Raw genomic sequence first — 23,478 nt, forward strand, 5'->3', positions numbered from 1 at the left:
CCACCACCTTGAGAAACAACCTTTCGTTCGCGATCGTTGCCGCGTGTCTGTTCAGCAGCATGCTTCCCGCTCGATTGGCATGGAGCGTTGATCAAGAGCCGACCGCCCCGGATACGTCAACGAATCAAATCGAACTATTGGCGGCATCGGAGTTTGACGACCGCGTTCAAACGACTTTGCAATGGTGGAGTGATCGCGATCGTTGGCGATCGGATGTCATCCAAGCCATCCGGCATCAAGATCCCGAAATCTCGGACCGTGCCCGCTGGGTTCAATCGCGGTGGCAACGTGGGATTCTCGCCGACACTCCCGCTGAGTTGGCTGAGACACTTGAAAAGGCCAGTCCCGCGGAGGCAATCGAAGTGTTGCTCGAAGCGGGACGTTTTCGCGCCGCCACGGTGGCGATGGAAGAAGCAAACGGGACCATCGAATACGAAGCGATCCTGGCGCGAGTCTCCTTGGTCGTGGAATCGCGGTATCCAATCTACGCGAGACTCGCCGTCCTTCAAAATTCGTTGCCCGATTTTGTCGGGTTCCTGGATCTGGCGGCCGCGAACAAGAAAATGGCATTGTGCCGCGACGACTTGCTGCGACGCCCGGGCGATTCTCCTTCGCTTCCGACCGCGTCCCAAACGTGGCGAGAGGACCAGCGAGCCGAAGCGTTGTGCGTGATGCATTTGTTGCGAGGGAACCAGGACGCAGCAACGGAAATTGCAAAGCTGCACGACCAACTCGCACAACAACGAGCCACCGAAACCGAAGAAGAAAGCTCCACACGGCACTCGCTCAATCGAGTCGTTCGAATGGTGACATCAGAGTGGGATGCGATCGCGGATGAATCCGCCGAGGAAGCCAAACGACTCCAGCAATCCGCTGAGGAAGGAACGCCAGCCGACAAGCTGCACGCTCGTGACGAAGCCATTCGGCATTGGTCCGACACGCTGATCGCCGCGACCCGTTCAGGCAACTCGTCGCTTCGCCAACAAGCCATCGATGCCTTGAAACAAACCAGCGATGCAAGCTTGTCGCCATCTTATGAAACGCTTCTCTGGCGAACGCTGTTGATCCACGGCGAAGTCGACTCCGCCATCGACATTTTGGAAAAGGAATCACCCCGCGAAGCATCCGCGATCGCAGTGAAGACATCGCGTCACGTTCGCGGTTTGCAACTGCTCGGTTTCGATGCGGAGCAGCTCGACACGCACTTGGAACAATGGATCGACGAAGCCATCGATCAGCAACGCAGCGTTCCGGAAAAGGACCTAACATCGGGTTCAGGAGTCACCCCAACCGACAAAGTCTTGGATTGCCTCACTTTGATGCGAACTGCAATCGATGTGGGACGCCAAGACGTTGCTTACCGAATCGCGACGCAACTCTCCGATTCGCGGATGTATGTCAAAGCATCACCGGGCCGCGAATCGGTCCTGACTCAGCATTTCGTTTTGGCAACGTTGGCGGCCACGTCCAAAACGGATTGGATTTTCAAGTTGGCTGCTCCCGAAAAACCCAGCCTCCTTTCTCGGTTGTCGCTTCGGCTCGTTTCACGTGTCGTCGAACCAACCAACGAAGAATTGCTGTATTACCTGAACTGGTTCGTCTATCACCACCGACCCGAATGGACCACCGAGCAATGCTTCATCACGGCGTGTGAAATCGCTCGAGCCGAACCAAAGGACGTTCGCAATCATCGCGAATGGATTGACCAATTGGGCGAGCACTTGCGTTCGGGCGAGTCAGAAAGCGATTTGGATCGCCGCACTAAAGTTGACGAATACACGCTGTCTGATTCGGATGTCCCGTCCTCACAGCAATGGGAATCACTCTTCGAGGCACACGGTCGCCCCGACATCGTCCGCGCCATCGTTCGCGGCCAAGCCGACAAAGGCGACTTGCCAGCACGACTCAAATTGCTAACCGATCATCATCGCAAAGATGGCAACAATCCCACGCCGGAGGACTTTGAAAGCATCTGGCAAGAACTGACCAGCGAACCGCAAGCCGTGTTGAATTCAGGCCTGCGTGATGACGCGATGATCGGCTTCGAAGTGGTGCTCCAGCAATTCCTGTTTGCCGAGCGGGATGGCGATCAACGACGAGCGGACCAACTTCGATCGCAACTGAAAGTCATGGCCGCATCACCATCAACCGACATGCGGCAACAAATGGCTGATTCCCTGGCCGGTGCGGGCATGTGGGATTTGGCAGAGGATCTGTATCAGTCGCTCCTCTTGGTCACGGCATTCGAATCCGACGAAACGCTCGCGTTGATGGACATCGCTCGCGCCTACAACCGATTTGTCATCCGACGCACCACGGCAACATCAGCCGACGAAGGCAACGCGGCCGAAGCGGAATTGGAACGACTGCCAACAGACGCCATTGAAAAACGGCTTCAAGCGATCCGCTGGTACGACCTTGGTTTCGCGGGAACGCTGGCGGCGTCAGACTACCAAGAGGTCAATTACGTTCTCCTGCCTCAATTGATCCTTCGCAACAAACTGGAACTGATCCTCCAAGCTGATCAGCCACAACTGACCCTGGACGAGCAACGTGAAGTCGAACGCATCTTTGAGTTGCTACTTCGCTTTGAACCGATCGACATCCACTCCGCGGAATTGATGCTGCCAAGAATCAAACAACTTGGCATGACAGAACTTGCCGACGATTGGCTCAATCGAATTGTGGATGCAGGCCAGAAACATTTGCGTGAGTTCCCGCTCGACGCGACCGCCGCGAACAATGTCGCATGGTGTGCAGTCCGCAATCACTCGCGGTTGGACGACGCTCTCGAAATGTCACGCCAGTCCGTCGCGATCGAACCAGACAGCGCGGTGTACCGAGACACACTCGCTGAGATTTTGGCTCAAAAAGGCGAGATCGATCAAGCGTTGCAGCTAGAACGAACTGGAATCTTAGATGACCCCGGGCAGTGGCACTTGCACCTTCAAATCGACCGATTCGAGTCGATGAAGCAAGACCAGTAGTTTCTCATCCACTGCGACAGAAGTTGACCGTGTCGTTGCCTACTTGCGACCGAACAACCGGCCCATGCCGAATTTGACCATGTCCATCATGTCAAAGTCGCCGTCACCATCTTGGTCGAACATGCGGCCCAACATGCTGCCGCCATCGGCTGATTGCTGGACCGAAGCCTTTTCTTGACGAAGCATCTCACCCAAGCCGTCGGGCGACAATCCTTTGGACTTGCGTTGTTGACCGAGCACCCCCATCAAGACCGGCGCCAACATCATCATCAACTTGGTGGACTGGCCCATCGACAGTCCGCTCGCTGCGCTAACACCATGTTCGACGCGTTCTTTTTTGTTGCCCAGAATGTGATCTAAGATCGCACCACCGGCGGTGGTCTTCGATGTCACACCGGGTTGCTCGGTCGTGTCATCCGGTCCAAAAAAGTTGCTCAAGTGATCCAACACCGAACCATCGTGATCACGCTCCAACGCGTGATGCAACTGAGCCGTTTGCGATGGATCTTCGGCTTGGCGAGTCACCGCGCCGAGCAAGGTTGGCAACGCAGCGCTGACGGCGTTCCGAACCGTGTCTTCATCCGCACCAAGCGATCGACTCAGGCTTGAGATACGTTCGGGCGTCATTTGACGACCGACTTGTTCCAACAACTCAGACATGGATGAATCCTAGAGACAGGCTTACAGAAAAGAATGGTTCGTGTGTGAACGATTGTATCTTTCGCCAAACCAACTTGGCACCCGTCGCGACCGTCCTGCTAAGAACTCGATCGTTCAAGCAATGCGAACTTCGCCGCACTCTTGAACGATGCCACGAACGATGGTTCGCAGTTTTGGTTCGGCCGCATTTGCCGTCGCAATGATCTCAGAGACATCGGCCGGTTTCAAAGCATCTGGCAAACACATGTCGGTGATCACGCTCAATCCAATCACCTTCATTCCAGCGTGCACGGCGACGATCGTTTCCGGAACTGTACTCATTCCTACGACATCGGCACCGATCTGACGCAGGTATCGATATTCCGCACGCGTTTCCAAACACGGTCCCGCGACTGCGACAAATACACCTTTGTGTGGGTAAATGTCGTTACGACGAGCAATCGCCAACGTCCGATCAATCCAAGTTTGATCGTACGGTTCGCACATGTCGGGAAAGCGTGGTCCCAATCGATCGTCGTTGATTCCAATCAAAGGATTGCCGCCCATCAAGTTGATTTGGTCTTCGATGACCATGATGTCGCCATTGTTGAAATACGGGTTCAGTCCCCCGCAAGCGTTGCTGACGACCAACAACTCGGCCCCCATCGCTTTGAAGACACGCACGGGCAGCGTGATGTCTTTCAAGTCGTAACCTTCATAAAAGTGGAAACGACCTTCCATCGCCAACACCGGCACGCCGCCCATCCGGCCGATGATCAATCGTCCGGCGTGGCTGGTCGCGGTCGACTTCAAAAAGTGTGGCACCTCGGAATAGTCCAGCGTTGCTTCGACTTCGATGTCCTCCACCAACCCGCCCAGCCCGGTCCCCAGGATGATGCCGACTCGCGGCGTGTCGCGAGTGTGACGACGGATTTCTGTGCAGGCTTCATCAATTTTGTCGTACAGATCGAGCATGGATCAGGTCGTGTTGGAGTGGCACCGATGATTGAAACTGCCGAACGTTGTATGTTACCAACCGCTTGGAATCCACTCGTCTGCTCGCAACACGATTCGTCGCATGTCCTCATCTTCTCCTTCTCAGACATCTGCCACGCCTTCTCCCGACGTGTTCGAGAAGCTGGCCACGTTCTACTTGGGACGCCAGTACGACATCGCGGGCGGCAAAGCTCTCGACGATTTGCTGCTCTACGACGCGAAAGATTTGTGCACCCATGCGATGTGTGTTGGCATGACCGGCAGCGGGAAAACCGGACTGTGCCTGTCGTTGCTCGAAGAAGCCGCGATCGATGGAATCCCTGCGATCTGCATCGACCCCAAGGGCGATTTGGCGAACTTGATGCTGGCCTTTCCTGACATGAAGCCCGACGACTTCCTGCCTTGGTTGGAACAGGGCGAAGCGTCCCGCAAGGGCATGACGCTGGAAGAGTACGCCGCCAAAACAGCCAAGACCTGGAAGAACGGTTTGGCCTCGTGGGGGCAATCGCCGGAGCGAGTTGCCAAGTTCAAAGCCGCCGCCGACGTTGCGATTTACACCCCGGGCAGCAACACCGGGATCCCGCTGACTGTGCTGAAGAGTTTTGACGCCCCGCCACCAGAGGTCCTTTCCAACACCGACGCGATGCGAGAACGCGTCACTGGCGCCGCATCGGGATTGCTGACGCTGCTGGGGATGGAAGCCGACCCGCTGCTATCTCGCGAACACATTTTGATCAGTTCGATCTTGGATCATTGCTGGCGAGACGGACGCAGCGTCACGATCGGCGACTTGATCGGCTTGATCTCAGCACCACCGATCACCCGCGTCGGCGTGCTTGACCTCGACACATTCATGCCACCGAGCGAACGATCCAAACTGGCGATGACGCTCAACAATTTGTTGGCCTCGCCCGCTTTCTCATCGTGGTTGGAAGGCGAATCGCTCTCGATCCCCGATTTGCTGTACACCAAAGAAGGCAAACCCAAACTATCGATCCTTTCGATCGCGCACCTGGGGGATCAAGAACGGATGTTCTTCGTCACGATCCTGCTCAACGAAATCGTTTCGTGGATGCGAACGCAGAGCGGCACGAGTTCGCTGCGAGCGATGCTGTACATGGATGAGGTCGCCGGTTACTTCCCACCGGTTGCGAATCCGCCTTCCAAACCGCCGATGCTGACGCTACTCAAGCAAGCCCGAGCGTTTGGCTTGGGAGTCACGCTCGCGACTCAGAACCCAGTCGACCTCGACTACAAAGGCTTGTCCAACATCGGCACATGGTTCCTTGGCCGATTGCAAACCGAGCGTGACAAGGCTCGGGTGCTGGATGGGCTCGAAGGAGCCGCGGCTCAAACTGGCAAACCATTCAACAAAGCCGAGATGGAACAACTGCTCGCTTCCCTAGGCAGCCGTGTGTTCTTGATGAACAACGTTCATGACGACGGTCCCACGGTGTTCCAAACTCGTTGGGCGATGTCTTTTTTGGCCGGGCCTTTGGCTCGCGACCAAATCTCTGCGTTGATGGCGGATCGAAAAGCGGAACTCGCGGCCGAACAAGCCACTGAACACGAATCGGTTTCCAACGAAGTCTCCTCGCCCAGTCGCCCGGTGTTGCCGACGGGAATCGGCGAAGCGTTTCTGGTCCCGACGCGTTATGCCAGCGGCGAAGGGCGCCGCGTTTATCGAGCGGCGCTACTCGGCGAAGGCTCCATGCACTTCGTTCGCAGCAGTGCCGGCGTGGACGAATGGGTCGACGCACGCCGAGTCTTGCGATGCGGCAAGGGAGTCCCCGAGGACGTGTGGGAATCCAGCGAAGCATTGGACGTCGATGCCGAATGGGTGTCCGATCCCGAAGAAGGTTTTGACTTCACCGATCTGCCCGACGACCTTCGCGGAGCCAGCAAACTGAAGTCGATCCAAAAGCAATTAAAAGACTACCTGTACCGGCACCATCCAATGGAGCTTTTCAAAAGTCCCGCCCTGGGTGCCTACGCCCCGGCCGGTGTCGGCGAGGTTGAGGCTCGACTGCACTTCCAACAAGCCGCTCGCGAAGAACGCGATTTGCAGACGGAAAAGCTGCGTGACAAATACGGTTCGAAGATGAAGTCGCTGGAGGGCAAGATGCGAACGGCAGAGGAACGAATCGCGCGTGAAGAAGGGCAGTACGAATCCGCCAAGATGTCTTCAATCCTATCCTTCGGCACCTCACTGATCGGTGCCTTCATGGGCCGCAAAATAGCCAGCCGAACCAACGTCTCCAAGATGTCGACGGCGGCACGCGGCGCGTCACGAGCGGCTCAACAACGCGGCGATGTCAAACGCGCCGAAGCGGCTCTCGAGCAACTGCACATCGATATGCAAGAGTTGGAAGACGAACTGCGTCACGAAATCGATCAGCTCGGGCAGGAATTCGAAATCGAAAACCTGGAGCTCGAAACAGTGACCATCCCGCCTCGAAAGAGCGACCTCAAGATCGGAGCCCCGGTCATCCTTTGGACACCATGGCAAGTCGACTCCACCGGAGACGCCACCGCGTTGTTTTAAGGCACCACGCCAACTCGATTGACATCCTTCTTTCGATTCTTCTGGTAGCTGGATTCACCAGAATTCAGACTCCCCTGAATAGATATCGTCCGAATTCCAGATCTCATCTCGCCAAACGATTGAGCACAAGCCCTCCGGAGAGGAGGTCGTGCAGTTTTTAAGTTATTGTTTTGCAAAGCGTTTCTCATCACCCTCCCCTTGGGAGGGTCGAGCGAAGCGAGGGGAGGGCTCAGCATTGGATCCAGCGCGTAACCCTCCCCGGCCCAAAGCGGTCCGACCCTCCCAAAGGGAAGGTGAAGTAAAATTTCGCGACTCCAGAGCGAGATGAGAGCTCAGCTGCTAAGCATTCACGGCGGGGACCGCCGTGCTACAGGAATACGTGCAAGAGGAATACTTGATCGGCTATGAGCTAGCTTGCGATCAATGCCGAAACAGCCTCTGATCAGCGACCGTAGTGGATATGAAATCCGCTGCTACGTCCGTGACGTGGCGGCCCGTGGTACACAGGACGAGCCCGATACACAGGTGCCGGCTGAACGTACACGCGAGGAGCGGGAACATAGACCGGCGTTTCGACCACGGCGGGTGCACGTGCAATGACTTGGTCACCAACGGGAGCGTTCTGCATCGCCGAGATCACCACTTCACTGACACCTTGTTGGTGCAATGTGATGATGTCTGAAACGACGGGGCGTCGCTGAACACCTCGCGATGCAATTTGGTTCAGCACCACACCTTCGCTCACGCCACTGCGGCTCATCGCGACGACGTCGTTGAACGAGACGGCTCCGGTGGGCACCAGCGGTGATGCGGAAGGTTGGGGGGCAACAGTTCGTGTGTAATGGCTCGGCTGCGAGTAATACTGCTGAGCCTGCAACTCCTTGTCTTTCGCGTTGCCCAGCACTCCGCCGGCAACGGCTCCAACAGCGCCACCAATGGCAGCTCCTGCCCCCGCTTCACCGTTGTTGTCACCAATGATCGCACCGGCGATCGCACCCGTGATGCCGCCCCATGTCGCACCGCGTTGGGTGTTGGCCTGAGCCATCGCACTGTTGGGGGAGAAGACTCCCAATGCCAAAACTGCGGCACCAGCGAGAATCAAACGGACGCCAAAATTGAATTGAATTTTCATGTTCAATGCCACCTCAAACGGGGCAAACGAAGGGAACGCGAACGGAAAAGGTTGCTCGCCTTGGTTGCGACGGAAACCATCCATCGACCACCTACGCTTTTAGATCGGCAATCGCTTCGACAACAACGCCAATTTTTTGTATCCGCTTCACAACCGCGCGCGATCTGCGTGAAACCTCCCCGTGAAACCGGCTGCTGAAATTCTGGCTCGTCGCTATCCCCGCAACGCCTTGGCCAACGGGCAACCAACCATCGCGTCCGCTTCGCCGGAGCGGTATTTCTGCAGCAACTCGCGTGACTTTGCCGCCAGCTCGCGTCGGACTTCTCGGCGGCGGCCTTTGACTCGTTCGATCTTCATGTCGTCGTAGGCCGTTGTTTGGTGACGCATCCAAGCGATGACGGCGGATTCGGCTCGACGCTGGATGGGAATGCGTTCGGTCCGAGCGACCGTGCCGCTGCCAACCGGAGTCGCATGTTCCGTCACGGCCTTGGCAAGGTTCCTGGCCACGGCGGAATACTCCGGTGCGAACTTCAAAAAACCGCAAACCGCTTGAAAGAAGTCCTGGACGTATTCGCCCTGTTTTTCGTCGCGTCGCTTTTTCGCTGCGGCCTGTTTCTTAGCGTAGCCCGCGGTGGAACGAGTCGCCTCCATCGATGCTTTTGCATCCGCGATCTGCTTCGCGTCCGCCCAAAGCCCCTGCGAAAATTCTCGTCGCCCCTTCTTTTCTTTGATCGTCCAAGTCGGCCCAGCGGCCTTTACACGACGAGTCACACCGGCGTCGCCGGGAGGCAACAACTCCCATCCGCTCGGCACTTCGCAGACCTCACCGGATGCCAAACGAACCGTACGTTCTTGCGGCCCCGGAGAACCAGTCAATGTTTCAGTGGATCGATCCGCCATCGTCGACTTTGGTATAGGTTGAAGAGTGTTGCGTTCAGATTCATTTGCAAATTTCATGGTCACCTCTCCCCCAACTTTGGAGGTCGAGCAGTTTTCTGATACCGCTTTTCGGCAGATTTTTACACGGCGCACCTCTCCCGAAACGAAGTTTGGGGAGAGGTCGAGTGACGCCGTTCAGGCGTACGCGAGGGTGAGGGCCGAACATGGGAAAGGGCGCGCACTACCCTCCCCGGAATTCTCGCTGAACGCTCGCATTCCGACCCTCCCCAACTGCGTTCAGGAGGGTGATTTCAACCTTGCGAGCACGGCACTTCAAAACTGCACGACCTCTTTGTTGGGGGAGAGCTCGATCGGAGCGTTCAGCGAAGTTCGGGTGAGGGGGCCAACGCTCCAAAGTCCCAAGCAACTCCCAAATTCCACTCGACCGCTCAAACAAGAAACCGAGAAGTGATGACCTGACTCCCACGAGTCTCAATATCGGCACGCAATCAACAACGCCGCACCCCAGTCACGACACCTCAACGACCGATAGAACCGTCACAAATCCCCATCCAAAGTGGCATCGACTTCCAGCCTGCAAGAGAGCACATACTTGAAGCAGGGGGAACACAAGCTGGAAGCTCATACCACTTGGAGCGATCCCCACCGAGTGCCCCTAATTTGGTCTACAATGACGCCGAGCCCGCTCCACAGTCGGCTCCGACAATCACTTCTTTGCTTGACTTCATGTGTCGTCGAATGCTGCGATCTCCCCTGACTTTTTCACCGCACTCGCGTGCTCCCTTCAAACTTGTGGCATCAGCTCTGTTGCTGCTCGCAACGATCGCCTCTTCAGCGAACCTGTCGGCGCAGGCGGGAGAAGAAGCATCACCGTCTCGTCCCAACGTTCTATTGTTCTTGGTCGATGACTTGGGTTGGGCGGACCTAGGGTGCTACGGCAGCACCTACCACGAGACCCCGCAGATCGATGCGTTGGCCGAATCGGGAACTCGATTCACCAACGCTTACGCCGCCTGCCCCGTGTGCTCACCCACGCGAGCGAGCATCCTGACCGGACGTCACCCAGTTCGTGTGGATGTCACCGACTGGATCCCGGGCATGTCGACCGACCGAGCCCAGAACCCTCGTTTCCAACACGTCGACGACCGAGACAACCTGGCTTTGGACGAAGTCACGCTCGCTGAACACCTGCGAGACGCCGCCGACTACCAAACATTCTTCCTTGGCAAATGGCACCTTGGCGATATCGGGCACCTGCCCACTGACCAAGGGTTCCAAATCAACATCGGAGGCGGTCACAAAGGTTCGCCACCGGGCGGTTATTACTCGCCATGGAAGAACCCGTATTTGAAAGCCAAACAAGACGGCGAATACTTGACGACGCGTCTGACGGACGAAGCCGTTTCATTGGTCGACTCTGCATCCCGTGAAGACAAACCATTCTTCATGATGATGAGCTACTACAACGTTCATTCGCCCATCACTCCCGACAAACGAACGATCGATCACTTCCAAGAGAAACAATCGAACACGCCGAAACTCCAAGGCGACACGCCAACGATTAACGAACGAGATGCTGTCACGCGAGGCCGGCAGGATAACCCGGCTTACGCGTCAATGGTGAAAGCCGTCGACACCAGTGTCGGTCGTATCTTAAAAGCGTTGAAGGAGCATGGTGTCGATGACAACACACTGGTCGTGTTCTTCTCCGACAACGGCGGTCTGTCGACGCTTCGCAAGTTTGGGCCAACCTGCAATTCGCCCCTGCGAGCTGGCAAGGGTTGGTTGTACGAAGGCGGAATTCGCGAACCATTGCTGGTCCGTCTGCCGAAATCGATGTCAGCGACCGCAACCGCCAAGGCAAGTTCGCTTCAACCAAAGGTCGTCGACACGATCGCGTGCAGCACCGATTTGTTTCCAACCATCCTCGATGTGGTCGGGTTGCCACTTCAAGCTGAGTTGCATGCGGACGGAACAAGCTTGCTACCCACGATCGATGGCGAAGCAGCCGCTGCTGACGCCTCACCTCGTGACTTGCACTGGCACTACCCACACTACCATGGTTCGCTTTGGCGTCCTGGTGCCGCGATTCGGCGTGGCGACTACAAATTGATCGAGTTCTACGAAACTGACACCGCAGAACTGTATGATCTATCGGTCGACATCGGCGAAACCAACGACCTGTCGAAAACCGAGCCCGAACGTTTCGCTGAACTGCGTGACGCACTTCGCAAATGGCAAACTGACATGGGAGCCAAAATGCCGGTTCCCAATCCGAACTTCCACTCTTCGAACTGACACAAAAGCTTATGAGCACCACCGTCGATGCGATGCGAGCCGACGCGGAACAATTTCGCCAGCGATACGTCGCGATCCGTGAAATGATCGGACGCGTGATCGTGGGTCACGATGACATCGTCAGCGGAGTTTTGACGTCGATGCTTTGCGGCGGTCACTGCTTGCTCGAAGGCGTTCCGGGACTCGGCAAAACCATGCTGGTCCGGACCTTGGCTGAGGTGCTGGACCTGCAGTTCAATCGAATTCAGTTCACGCCCGACCTCATGCCCGCCGACATCCTGGGCACCAACATGGTCGTGGAAGACGAATCCGGCCGGCGCAAATTTGAGTTTCAAAAGGGCCCGGTCTTCACCCAAATTCTGCTCGCCGACGAAATCAACCGAGCAACCCCGAAGACACAGTCGGCGATGTTGGAAACGATGCAAGAAGGCACCGTGACCGCGGGCGGCCATCGCTACACGCTCGACCAACCGTTTTTTGTCTTGGCCACACAAAACCCGATTGAGCAAGAAGGCACCTACCCGTTGCCGGAAGCTCAGATGGACCGGTTCCTGTTCAAGCTGGTGGTTGGCTACAGCAACCGAGACGAACTGGCGACGATCGTCGACCGAACCACGCGAGGCGAGCGTCCAGAGATCGAAAAGGTCATGGACGGCGAAGAAATCCAGCGTTGGCAGAAATTGGTTCGCGAAGTCATTTTGGCCCCGCACGTCCAGGATTACCTGGTGCGTCTGACCATGGCGACTCACCCCGACGGCCCATACAGCGTGCCGATCACCAACGAATACGTTCGCTGGGGCAGCAGCCCGCGTGGTGCCCAAACCCTTGCTTTGACCGCGAAAGTGCAGGCTTTGTTGGACGGTCGCTTCAATGTTTCCTTCGAAGACATCCGCCGTATGTTCTTGCCGGCGATGCGTCACCGCGTGCTGCTGAACTTCGAAGCCCAAGCCGAGGGCATCGACACCGACCACGTTTTGCTGGAGATTCTAGAGAAGGTTCCAGAGAAGGGCGATTGATCGGCACTCGCATCCGCCCCACAATCTCGCCCCCTCTTTTCAGTTCCATTCTCCAGCTCCCGCATTCTGCCTGATGGCTTCGCCCTCCACGACTAAATTTTCTGGCGTTCTTTTGCGAACGTTGCACAACACGCTGCAACAACGCACCGATTTGGAAGGCCAACTGCGTCGCGGCCCGCTTCAAATCAAAGCCGTTCAGTCGATGGTCGACGAGGCTCAAGCGAATGTGGATGCGGCGGCGGAAACGCTGAAGAAGACCCGCATGACAGCGGACGAAAAGCAACTGCAATTGCAGACCCGCGAAGCTCATGTGAAGAACCTGCAGGGCAAGCTGAACACAGCCGCCTCAAACAAAGAGTTCTCGCTGCTGAAGGACCAAATCGCCGCGGACGAACAAGCCAACAGTGTTCAAAGCGACGAAATCCTGGAAGTGCTGGAACGAATCGACACTTGCGAAGTGGAGCTCGGCCGAGCCCAAAAGAAACTCGAGCAAGCCCAGGATGACCAAACCAAACGAGTGAATGAGATCGAAGCTCGGCTCGATCAAGTTCGCCAGGATCTTGCTCGCATCAACGAGCAGTTGGCGACTCACGAAGCCGACATCCCCGCCGCCGTGAAGGCTGACTACCGCCGACTGGTCGACGCCCGCGGGGACGAAGCCATGGCCGCCATCGAACAGGATTCCTGCGGCGGTTGCTACCAAACACTGACCACACAGGTCCTCAACCAAGTGATGCTGTCAACGCTGACACATTGCCCCAATTGCAACGCATTCCTGTACCAGGCCTGATGTCCGAAGGGTCAATCAACGACTCGCAACCGGCGTCCTCCACGCCCATCATCGGCATCATCGGTCCGCCTTGCAGCGGCAAATCCACCGTCGCTCGTCACCTGGAATCGCTGGGCGGCGTCTGGCTGAACGCGGACGAGATCGCGAAAAGCCAACTTGATGAACCGGACGTCATCGCCGAACTGAAGTCGCTGCTTGGTGATTCAATTCAATTGTCAGACGGTTCCCTGTCACGCTCGCGATTGGCGGATTTGGTTTTCGGCGAGGATGAAAACTCGCTCGCACGACTTCGACAACTGGAAAGCGTGCTTCATCCGCGAACAAGAAAGATTCTGGAAGCTCGCATCGCGGACGCGAAATCGGATCAGCAACCCTTTGTGATTTTGGATGTTCCGCTCCTTCTGGAAAGCGGCTACCGCGACACCTGTGACGAAGTGTGGTGCCTGCAGGTCGATCCGGCCCGACACGAAGAATTGCTTCGCTCCCGCGGTTGGGACACGGACGAACTCGAACGACGGAGCTCTCGGCAGTGGTCCTGGGAACGCAAGCGTTCCGCCAGCACTCGCGTGATTCCGAACAACGGGACCGAGGATGACCTGCATCGATTCGTCGAATCACAACTGGACTCCGTGCTGCGATCCGAGTGAGCGAATCCGGCAAGAAGGGCTTGCCCAATCCGCCCACTCGAAATCTCTCCCACGGATTTCATAATCGGAGCGATTCAACTTTCGCCCCCCCACGATTTGCCAACTGTCAAAATGGCGAGTCGCGACTTGCTTCTCAGACCACAACGAACTGCCTCGCACCGTTATTCAACCACAGCGACGACGCCACCAACATTAAGCAGCTTCAAGCCGGCTGGCTCAATAGATTCAGGGCGCGATTCGCGGGCGTTTCTGAGCGATCCACACCAATCGCGTCCGATTCAAATTCGGCGGTTATTTGCTAAGCTTCTCAAATCCAAGCCCGGCTCTGGTTCTGGCGTTTTGCGTGCGACTGTCGTCAATCGTGGTTCGTTTGAGATCGAGACATTCCGCGATCAAAAGCAGTAGCACTGTTTGGTCGCGAGGCTTGGACTTGCCGACCACATCCATGTTCGAACCGGAGAACTCCTCATGGCCCTGCTGCGAGAACCCACAGAACTTCAACGTGCTTTGAGCTGGGACCGCATGGTTGCGGCTACTCCGGAACAACGGCAACGCCTGCAAAACTATCTCTCGTTTCAATTGGCACTCGCCGGTTTGATGCCCCCCGGCGAAGAGGACCAAGAGCGTCCCGACGCCGCGTTCCCTCGCGAAATGCTGGACAGCTTTCGCGAACGCAACGCGATTCTTCGCCAACACCAACCACCAATCGATCAACGCATCGAATCGTTCTTGGCGACCTACTTTGCTGACGAAGTCGGCGACGAACCGTTGACGCTTCCAACCCGTTCGTTGAACCTCGACCGTCACGGAATGGCTCGCGAATTGAGTTTGCCACTCGGCGGCAACAAGTTCGAGAACGACCAAGTCCATTCGTATCGCTGCTTCAACGGTGTGTTGAACAACCCGCGAGCCGACCGTCGCACCACAGCGGGAACGTTCCACGTCGTCGAAGGTGGACTGTCGATCCCCGGCGACAAACGAGTCGTTCCCAAGAATGTGTTCGTCAACCTGTTCCGCGCCGCGATGCAGCCCCCCGCCGCGGACATGGAATTGCCCTACACGCACAACTCGCCACACCCGGCTGAATCGTGGGTGTCGCTGATGTTGCGTCCCTTGGTCGCTCCCGGTGTCGCCGGTTACTGCGAGTCGAAGTCGATGGAAACTCGCTTCTTCGTTCCCGGCAACTACGTCAGCAACCTGGACTTTGTCGAATCGATCTTTGGCAACGCGGGTGATCCGCTGATCGCCGCTTGCGACGCTGGTTTGGACGCCAAGCACTGGAGTGGTCACACCGGATGCGTGATCCTCGCAACGCACCTGACTCAGCTGACGAAGAAAGAACTCGGCCTGCCTCACTACGACGATGCAACCGAGCGTCAACGTCACGACCGCATGTGCTGGCAAGACGAAACGGAACGCTACAACGATGGTGGCGCGTTCAAGATCACGTGCCGCAACAGCGACGGTGTGATCGTGACTCTGATCGCAGACAACTACTACGGTTACTGCAAAAAAGAAGTCAAAACCCAACTCAGCTACGCTGCCAACTTGATGGGCAACGCGGAGGAAGAACACTCGGGCGGAGCGATCGCATTTGCTTCTTACTCGTTGGGTGACGAGTTCCAAGTCAACAGCCGTTTGTACAACGGACAAACGTTTGCCGACGTCGCGAAACTTTACAGCGATTTCATCGACGTCCAGCCGGAAGGTTACGGCATCGATCGCATTCACCCGAGTGTGATCTACATCCCAGAAGACGCCCTGGCGACACTTCACGAACGCTGCATTCGCTGGACCGATTCGGCCGGCAAAGAACAATCGATTCCGCTGTCGCCAGACGAAATTTACATCGCCCCGAGCGGTTACAAGATCCAACTTCAAAAACACCCGTCGGCACCCAGCTGGCGTTTGGTCGGCACTGTTGGCGAAGGTGTCTTCTGCCACAAACCTTGCACGGTCAGTGGTGGCGGCAAAAGCGAGATCAGCAAGAGCCTTCGCGATTACATGCTGTATGGTCCGATCTTTGTCAAAGACCATGACGTCGATTTCCAATTGGTCGACGACATCTTTTCTAAAGACTACGGCACTCGTTGGTCGGATTCGTACACCGGACGGACCGACTACACCGAACGCCCCAGCCGCAAAGTGCTCGATTCCAATCGTTCGCTTGGTAGCGTGATCAAGTTGCTGACTCCCAGCCCCGAGTACAACGACGATTACAATGCTTGGCTGAAGAGCATTCCGGAGCACGTTTACGCTCTCGCGTTGATCATCAAACGCTTCGCCGCACCAGGCATGGACGACGATTGGCGTGAGTCCTTCGGCGTCGACATCGTCAATGGATCGCCTGGACACGAGCTGAAAATCGGCAGCCGACCTTTGGTGGGAACCTATTTGCGAGTGGGTCTTGAGAATTCGCAGTGGCGAACCTTCAAGCTGCGGCAAGACTTCATCGCGTCGTCCAAGGTTCAACGCGAAGACGATATCTCCGCCAGCATCGTTGTGCCTGCGGGCAGCATCGGCGACGTCGGATCGGCCGTCGCAGAAGCCTCGAGTTACAAGTTCGTTGAAAACTGCGAATACCGATTGTTCCAACGTCCTGACGATGCCGTTCATCGCGGATTGGACAAACAAACTGAATCCGACTTGGCCGCGCCGGGCAACTTCATCAGTAACTTTGAACCGCTGACCAGCGAACAAGCTCGCGACATCATGCGAGACGCGATCGAGTTCGACAAATTCACTGGTCCGATGGAAGACGTGCTGGAAACCGCTGCCAACTCGGTGGATGGTTATGTCGTCAGCACCGCCAATCCACGATTGGTGGATGGCAAACCGACCAAGAACCCTCGCTACTTGCAAGATCGTCCGGACATGGCGTCGCCGCGCGAAACCTACGTGGCGATGCGAGGCATTCAGTTGCACCGCAAACTAGCGACGGACGACGCGGTCCTGACTCCGGTTGGTGCGGTGCTGTCCGGTCGTCGCAACAATCCACCAGACGCCGAAGCCGGCATTCGATCGCTGGCGGTTTACTCGCCACTTCACTACCAGGAACTTCCTGAGTTGGTGATGGATTACGTTTGCTCGCTGACCGGCAAAAGCCCCAGTACCACGGGTGCGGGCAGCGAAGGTGCACTGACCAAGGGCCCCTTCAACGCATTGCATCCCGCGATCGACCTGAACGCTGTTATCGTGTCGATGATCCTGACCGACTTGGGCGGCTTCAGCACTCCTGCCGGTCACGTCGGACCCAACTTGGAAGTCGGTCACGATATCTCCTTGTTGATTCCCGAAGTCTGGTGCCGCATGACCGCGGAAGAACGCGATCCGCGCCGCATGATCGAAGACGGCATGCTGGAAAAGGTGGAAGACTTCGAAGAGGGCGGCAAAAAGATCCCCGCCAGCCGACTCGGTTATCGAATCACCGACAAGTTCGTCCGCACCTACTTGGCTCGCGTTTTCGACAACCCATCGAAAGTCTTCCCGGAACCAATCTTGCGACCTGAAAAACAGGATCCCGAATCGTTCGCCGATGGCGTTCTGCAAATTTCAGAAGCCCAGGCTCGCGTCGCCCAGAACTACTTCGGTGACTCCGGTTACGAACTGGCCTGCCCACCGCTCCGCGCGGCACTGGACATCATGGTGCACGGCGAGCACAACGGCAAAACGATTGATGATCCCGAAGTGCGAGAGCTCTTTTCGCGAGAAACGTTGCTCAGCAGCGACTGGTATCGCCGTCGCCTGGACGCCAAGCAGCAACGCGACATCGCACACTGGAAATCGATGCAGCAACGGTTGCAGACGTTCATGGACGATCCTTCCAACGTCGATGCGACGGAACGGTTGGACATGAAAGCTCAGTACGAATATGCGACCCAACAACGCCAACTGGCCGAGTCGGGAGACTATATTGCTTCGTTGCAGGGAACTTTGGGCGTCGATCCGATGTCGCCGTCCCCAAATGACCCTGTGATGCTGGACCGGTTGGCCAGCGTCTAGCCCGCCTTCCTACCCGCTGAGCCAACACATGTTACGTCCCCACCTGTTGCTTCGATCTGCCGTCCTCACTCTCGTTTCCGCCCTCGCTATCCAGTCGATTGCAACGGCGGAAGATGCTCCAAAGAGCACGACGGCAGACGAAACGGGCTTCGTTTCTCTGTTTGACGGCGAATCACTCGAAGGCTGGAAAAAATCCACCGAAAACCCGGACAGCTGGAAAGTTGTCGACGGGATGCTCGTTTGCGAAGGCAAGCGATGCCACTTGTTCTACACCGGAGAATTGGCTCCGCTGAAGAACTTCCATTTCAAAGCCGACGTGAAATTGATGCCCGGCAGCAACGCTGGGATCTACTTTCATACGAAGTATCAAGAATCAGGCTGGCCAAAGTACGGCTACGAATGCCAAGTCAACGTCAGCCACAAAGACCCCAAGAAGACCAGTTCGCTTTACGGGGTTGAGAACGTCGACGCCGCAACATTGGCGGCCAACGGAATTCGCGACAACGAATGGTACACGCAAGAGATCATCGTTCGCGGAAAACACATCGAACTGAAAGTCAACGGAAAAACACTGGTGAATTTCACCGAACCGAGCGACCAGAACGCTTTTTCAGAAAGCTTCGAACGCCGGTTGGGCGAAGGCACGTTTGCCTTGCAAGCCCACGACCCAGATAGCAAAGCCTACTTCAAGAACCTGCGAGTCAAACCACTCGATGAGTAAATACAACGTGCTGATTGTCGGCACCGGTGGACGTGAACATGCCTTGGCATGGAAAGTCAAACAGAGCCAACACGTACAAAATGTTTTCGTTGCCCCCGGCAACGCTGGGACCGGCGTCGATGCGACGAATGTCGACATCGATCCGGCCGATCACGATGCCGTGATCCAATTCGCGAAAGAGAACAACGTCGGATTGGTCATCGTTGGCCCCGAGGCTCCCTTGGTCGCTGGATTGGTCGATGCGTTGACCGATGCCGGCCTGCGAGCGTTCGGCCCCAGCAAAGCCGCGTCGGAACTGGAAGGCAGCAAGGTCTTTTGCAAGAACCTGCTTCGATCCGCGGACATTCCGACGGCAGACTATCGAACGTTCCGAAACGCCGATGATGCATCACGCTACATCAAAGATCGATTCAGTGAACCAACCGATCCGGTCAATGTCGTTGTCAAAGCCGATGGTTTGGCCGCTGGCAAAGGCGTCGTCGTTTGCGACACTCGCAGCGAAGCCTTGGAAGCGATCGATCGCATTGCGGCTCGCAAAGAGTTCGGTGCCGCTGGCAAAGAGTTGATCATTGAAGAACGCTTGACCGGCCCCGAAGTCAGCGTTCTGGCGATTACCGATGGCGAAACCATCGTGACATTGCCGCCCGCACAAGATCACAAACCCGCCAACGATGGCGACACCGGTCCAAACACCGGCGGCATGGGAGCCTACTGCCCCGCCCCTGTGCTGGATGAAGAAACGCTCGCCAAAGTGGAATCAAGCATCCTGGTCCCCGTCGTTCATGCGATGAAACGGTCGCGCCGTCCATTCAAAGGTGTGCTGTACGCGGGTTTGATGCTGACCCCCGCCGGCCCCAAGGTTTTGGAATTCAACGTTCGCTTCGGCGACCCTGAATGCCAACCGCTGCTGATGCGTTTGAAGACCGACCTCGTGGAAGTCATGCAGGCCGTTGTCGATGGCAAGCTCGAAGAAACCGGTCCACTCGAATTCGACCCGCGACCTGCGATCTGCGTTGTCATGGCCAGCGAAGGCTACCCAGCCGACTACGAAAAAGGCCACGCGATCACGGGGATCGAAACCGCCGACCAAATGGAAGACGTCAAAGTTTTCCACGCGGGGACGCAACGAGTCGATGGCGAAGTCGTCAACACCGGCGGCCGCGTCCTCGGTGTGACGGCGATGGGCGATTCCATCAGCGCCGCGAAACTGCAGGCCTACAAAGCCGTTCGAAAAATTCGCTGGCAGGGTGCCTGGTGCCGCAAAGACATCAGCGACAAAGCACTCGTCACTGCGGCCAAGGCCTAAACCTGCGAAGATGCAATCCACTGCGAACGTGGTGAATGAGACAACGAATCCTCAACTGATGGATTCGACGTTTCATCCACCATGTTTTCAGAGTTCGTGCAGTTTTTAAGTGTTGTGTTCGTGACGTCTTGCGAACCCCGCCCGCGCAGAGGTCGTGCGGTTTTGAAGTGCCGTGCTCACAAGGTTGAAATCACCCTCCTGAACGCAGTTGGGGAGGGTCGGAATGCGAGCGTTCAGTGAGAATTCCGGGGAGGGTAGTGCGCGCCATATCCCGTGCTCGGCCCTCACCCTCGCGTACGCCTGAACGGCGTCGCTCGCCCTCTCCCCAAACTTCGTTTTGGGAGAGGTACGGTGTGCGAAAGCAGCGTTAATACCTGTGTCAACAAGCTGCACGCCCTCTTCGCTCGGGGTGATCGGGCAAGTCCTGGTACCTCTGCTGATCTCAGTGATTCAGCAACCCTGGGGAATCCTTTTGCGTGACACGGCGGAAGATATCCTGCAACAGGATCTGTTCCAGCGTCGTGTCGCGCCCCAGCGGAATCCATCCGAGCGTTTGCGGATTGTCATCGAAGTCATCAACGCGACTGGTTCGTGAACCGTCGTGGCGTTGTCCGGCGGTGGTTTCCGTCGCGTACTGAGTCCGGTCTGTGTCTTCCAAATCCTTCTGAACGATGATCTCAACCGAGTAGCCGTTCGAGTGCGGCCGAACATGGACGATCGCGCGACGGCGGATGGACTGCAACGTGCTTTGCAGCCGTTCAAATCCAGGCGAACTGTCTTTCCGCCAAGGCTCGAGAATTGAACCGCCAACTTTGTAGCTTGTTTCCAATCGACCTTCGAGAACAGCACCGGGCTGATTGACCACCGGTTGCTCCCGAGAGATCTTGAACACGTCGTCGACGGCATCCACCACCTGCAACCACAGGAAGTCGGCGGGTACCGGCGGCAGGTCCAACGGATTGGGAACGTACTGAGGTGGAAAATCAGTTCCAAGTCGATACGCGAGCTGACCACAACCAGCCGACAGAGTCGCCAACAAGCAAATCATCATCCACTGCAAACCACCGCCACAACGACGATGCGAAGGGCGGAATCGGTTGCCGGATCGTCGCGATGCCGCGCGAGTGCGTTCTGAGCAATCGGTCATTCCGCCTACCTTTGCAGTGCCGGCCGAGCGGACACCTGCATCAGCGGTTTTGCACCGGGGAAGTCTTCGGGATAGAGCGACCAAACTGGCACTCGGCTCCGAACTTCTTTCATCACGTTTTCTTGGTCCGCCAGGATCTTCTTCTGGCGAAGGACCTCAGAGATATCGTCCTGAAGTTCACCCACTGGCGAAACTCCTGCGTCTTCTCGTTCTAAAACGCGAATGATGTGAAACGCGTCCTTGTCTTCGATGATTTCGCTCATCTTGCCGGTGGGCAAGGTGAAGATCTTTTGATCGAGCACCGTCGAGGCCAGAGAACCTTGGTTTGTCCAATTGTGCAAACCACCTGAGCTGGCAAATGGTTCCTCGCTTTTTGCTTTTGCGACGGCTTGCATGCTACCGCCGTACAACGCTTCGCGGCCCATGTCTGAAATCACCTTCATCGCGGCTTGTCGATCAGGATGATTGCTGAACATGACCGTCAATTGTTCCCAACGAGCACGCGCTTTGTGCTCGTAATCCGAGCGATGCGTTTGGTAGTACTCGACAATCTCCGCGAGCGGTACGGAAGGGTCTTTGTTGACTTTGCCACGAATGTACAAGTGGCCCAGCATTTGATCCATGAATTCGCGTTGGCGAAGTGCAAGCGACGAACCTTCTTTTCGAAGCATGTCATCGAGTTCGCCGTTGGAGTCCACCCCCGCCTTCTTCTTCAGGCTGGGAAGTTCTGTTTCGTAAAACATCTGGCGTGCTTTGGCGGACATCGTCGCTTCGGCTTCGCGACGTTTGTCGGCGGCTGCGGTGCCAACTTGATCCAGCAAAAATGCTTCGCGAAGCATGCGTGTTTGAATGGTTTGAGCCAACAGTCCACGAGTCATCTTCAAACGCACAAAGTGCAATTGGTCGTCCGGGACTTTTTCGTTGGTTTGAGCGAGGACTTGCGAAATTCGCGAATCGACCTTGGGACTGAGTTCCCCGAGCAGGATGCGGCCTTGGCCGACAACCGCCATCACCGTTGCCGGATCCGATGGCAAAGGCACCGCTTTCGCAGCGTCCACTTCGGCTCGCGTCGGTACCTGCGCATGCACCGTCGGCGATGCCATGGAGATCACTCCAATCGCCAACGCAATCCAAACGGAACAACGAGGGACGATGTGATGGCAGAGCGAAGGCATGGTGACCCCAATTCGCGACGGAAAAAAAAGGACAAGTTCGGCTTGTAGAAAATCCTGCCACCCATTGGCAACCGCGATTTGGTGACAATCAATGGATGAACACCGTTTTCACCTGCTTTCCGCGTTGTGGTGCATTGCTGGCATCGTCGACAACCGAAACAATGCGGGAAACATTGACCGTGAAACTGCTCCACTTCGATCGAATCAACGCCATGGATTATCGCCCCGTCCAACTCGACGACGCCCTCGAAAATGACTTGCGTCAATTGGTTCGCCTTTCGATCGCCGAGGATTTGGATATCGCAGTCGACTGGACCACCGTCGCGATGATCGTCCCCGAGCGTCGAGGCGCATGCCAAATCGTTCCACGCTGCACTGGCATCGCCGCGGGAATCGCGTTGGCACCGTGGATCGTCGATGAGTTTGACGCGGATCTGGAGGTGGAGGTCTTGATCGAAGAAGGTGCTCCGTTGGTTCCCGGTGAACCGATCGTGCGTCTGACGGGTTCCGCCAGAGACCTGCTGACCAGCGAACGCGTGTTGCTCAACATCCTTTCGCGTTTGTGCGGGGTCGCGACGCTCACGGGACGTTACGTCGAAGCAATCGGAGAACACTCCGCCAGACTTTATGACACTCGCAAAACGACACCTGGTTGGCGCCGTCTTGAAAAGTACGCGGTCCGGTGTGGTGGCGGGCACAACCATCGAACCGGTCTGTACGATGGGTTTCTGATCAAAGACAACCACCTCGCCCTTGGTCGCAGTGAGAATGATCCGTCGTCCAAACTGACCGCCGGCGAAGCAGCAACGCGAGCCGTGGCGATGCGGGGAGCCAGCGTCAATCATTTGGTCGCTCCACCAATGGTAGAAATCGAAGTCGACACGCTGGAACAGTTTGAACAAGTCGCGATGACTGGCATCGACATCGTCCTGCTGGATAACTTCACACTGGACGACCTTCGCACCGCGGTCGCTCGACGAGATGAGCTGGGTGTGACGCTGGACTTGGAAGCATCCGGCAACGTCACGATTGATACGATCGGCAATGTCGCTGCGACTGGCGTGGACCGAATCAGCAGTGGAGCTTTGACGCATCAAGCGACGTGGTTGGACCTGGGGATGGACTGGCTCGACGGGTTCGCAACCTAGTGTTGGGGAAATCAGGCCGTTGGTAGCGG

16 protein-coding genes are annotated in these 23,478 nt (G+C 56.7%); 10 read left to right on the plus strand and 6 right to left on the minus strand.

Going from position 1 to position 23,478, the window contains the following annotated elements; translation table 11 throughout:
* Nucleotides 1-8: 8 nt before the first annotated feature.
* Entirely contained in the window at nucleotides 9-2,987 is a 2,979-nt protein-coding gene (locus CEE69_RS18970) for a GlcNAc transferase (RefSeq protein WP_233215393.1), read from the plus strand.
* 39 nt (nucleotides 2,988-3,026) lie between these two features.
* Here CEE69_RS18970 and CEE69_RS18975 read toward each other — a convergent pair whose 3' ends face one another.
* Complete coding sequence (locus CEE69_RS18975; RefSeq protein WP_099262204.1) at nucleotides 3,027-3,647, minus strand: DUF937 domain-containing protein; 621 nt, start codon at nucleotides 3,645-3,647, stop codon at nucleotides 3,027-3,029.
* A 114-nt stretch (nucleotides 3,648-3,761) separates the two neighbouring features.
* Complete coding sequence (locus CEE69_RS18980; protein ID WP_099262205.1) at nucleotides 3,762-4,601, minus strand: purine-nucleoside phosphorylase; 840 nt, start codon at nucleotides 4,599-4,601, stop codon at nucleotides 3,762-3,764.
* A 103-nt stretch (nucleotides 4,602-4,704) separates the two neighbouring features.
* Here CEE69_RS18980 and CEE69_RS18985 point away from each other — a divergent pair, with 103 nt between their 5' ends.
* Nucleotides 4,705-7,167 carry an ATP-binding protein gene (locus tag CEE69_RS18985; RefSeq protein WP_099262313.1) on the plus strand — a complete coding sequence of 821 codons (2,463 nt, stop codon included), beginning with the start codon at nucleotides 4,705-4,707 and terminating at the stop codon, nucleotides 7,165-7,167.
* Between the two features lie 442 nt (nucleotides 7,168-7,609).
* On the opposite strand, the gene CEE69_RS18990 is transcribed toward CEE69_RS18985, so the two are convergent.
* Entirely contained in the window at nucleotides 7,610-8,299 is a 690-nt protein-coding gene (locus CEE69_RS18990) for a glycine zipper domain-containing protein (RefSeq protein ID WP_233215394.1), read from the minus strand.
* Between the two features lie 213 nt (nucleotides 8,300-8,512).
* Entirely contained in the window at nucleotides 8,513-9,199 is a 687-nt protein-coding gene (locus CEE69_RS18995) for a DUF2293 domain-containing protein (RefSeq protein ID WP_099262207.1), read from the minus strand.
* 738 nt (nucleotides 9,200-9,937) lie between these two features.
* On the opposite strand from CEE69_RS18995, the gene CEE69_RS19005 reads away from it, so the two are divergent.
* From CEE69_RS19005 to purD, 7 genes are all read left to right on the plus strand, one after another.
* On the plus strand, nucleotides 9,938-11,497 hold the full coding sequence (locus CEE69_RS19005; protein WP_233215395.1) for a sulfatase: 1,560 nt from the start codon (nucleotides 9,938-9,940) through the stop codon (nucleotides 11,495-11,497).
* Nucleotides 11,498-11,508: 11 nt separating this feature from the next.
* On the plus strand, nucleotides 11,509-12,513 hold the full coding sequence (locus CEE69_RS19010; RefSeq protein ID WP_007326093.1) for an AAA family ATPase: 1,005 nt from the start codon (nucleotides 11,509-11,511) through the stop codon (nucleotides 12,511-12,513).
* A gap of 73 nt (nucleotides 12,514-12,586) precedes the next feature.
* Nucleotides 12,587-13,303: a zinc ribbon domain-containing protein gene (locus CEE69_RS19015; protein WP_099262208.1), complete on the plus strand. Its 717-nt coding sequence runs from the start codon at nucleotides 12,587-12,589 to the stop codon at nucleotides 13,301-13,303.
* Nucleotides 13,303-13,950 (plus strand): dephospho-CoA kinase, encoded by a 648-nt coding sequence (coaE, locus tag CEE69_RS19020; protein ID WP_099262209.1) that lies wholly within the window; start codon nucleotides 13,303-13,305, stop codon nucleotides 13,948-13,950. Before CEE69_RS19015 ends, coaE begins: the two co-directional genes overlap by 1 nt.
* Nucleotides 13,951-14,418: 468 nt before the next feature.
* Nucleotides 14,419-17,952, plus strand: a complete 3,534-nt coding sequence (locus CEE69_RS19025) for a hypothetical protein (protein ID WP_099262210.1) — start codon at nucleotides 14,419-14,421, stop codon at nucleotides 17,950-17,952.
* A gap of 28 nt (nucleotides 17,953-17,980) precedes the next feature.
* Nucleotides 17,981-18,673 (plus strand): 3-keto-disaccharide hydrolase, encoded by a 693-nt coding sequence (locus CEE69_RS19030; protein WP_099262211.1) that lies wholly within the window; start codon nucleotides 17,981-17,983, stop codon nucleotides 18,671-18,673.
* A complete protein-coding gene (gene purD, locus CEE69_RS19035; protein WP_099262212.1) occupies nucleotides 18,666-19,979 on the plus strand; it encodes a phosphoribosylamine--glycine ligase in 1,314 nt (437 codons plus the stop codon). Before CEE69_RS19030 ends, purD begins: the two co-directional genes overlap by 8 nt.
* A gap of 442 nt (nucleotides 19,980-20,421) precedes the next feature.
* Here purD and CEE69_RS19045 read toward each other — a convergent pair whose 3' ends face one another.
* Nucleotides 20,422-21,126, minus strand: coding sequence for a hypothetical protein (locus tag CEE69_RS19045; protein WP_233215396.1), 705 nt, complete (start codon nucleotides 21,124-21,126; stop codon nucleotides 20,422-20,424).
* 5 nt (nucleotides 21,127-21,131) lie between these two features.
* Entirely contained in the window at nucleotides 21,132-22,229 is a 1,098-nt protein-coding gene (locus CEE69_RS19050; RefSeq protein ID WP_233215397.1) for a peptidylprolyl isomerase, read from the minus strand.
* A 284-nt stretch (nucleotides 22,230-22,513) separates the two neighbouring features.
* On the opposite strand from CEE69_RS19050, the gene nadC reads away from it, so the two are divergent.
* Nucleotides 22,514-23,449, plus strand: a complete 936-nt coding sequence (gene nadC / locus CEE69_RS19055; protein ID WP_099262317.1) for a carboxylating nicotinate-nucleotide diphosphorylase — start codon at nucleotides 22,514-22,516, stop codon at nucleotides 23,447-23,449.
* Nucleotides 23,450-23,478: the final 29 nt, after the last annotated feature.

Source organism: Rhodopirellula bahusiensis (assembly GCF_002727185.1).
In the GTDB taxonomy this organism is placed as follows: domain Bacteria; phylum Planctomycetota; class Planctomycetia; order Pirellulales; family Pirellulaceae; genus Rhodopirellula; species Rhodopirellula bahusiensis.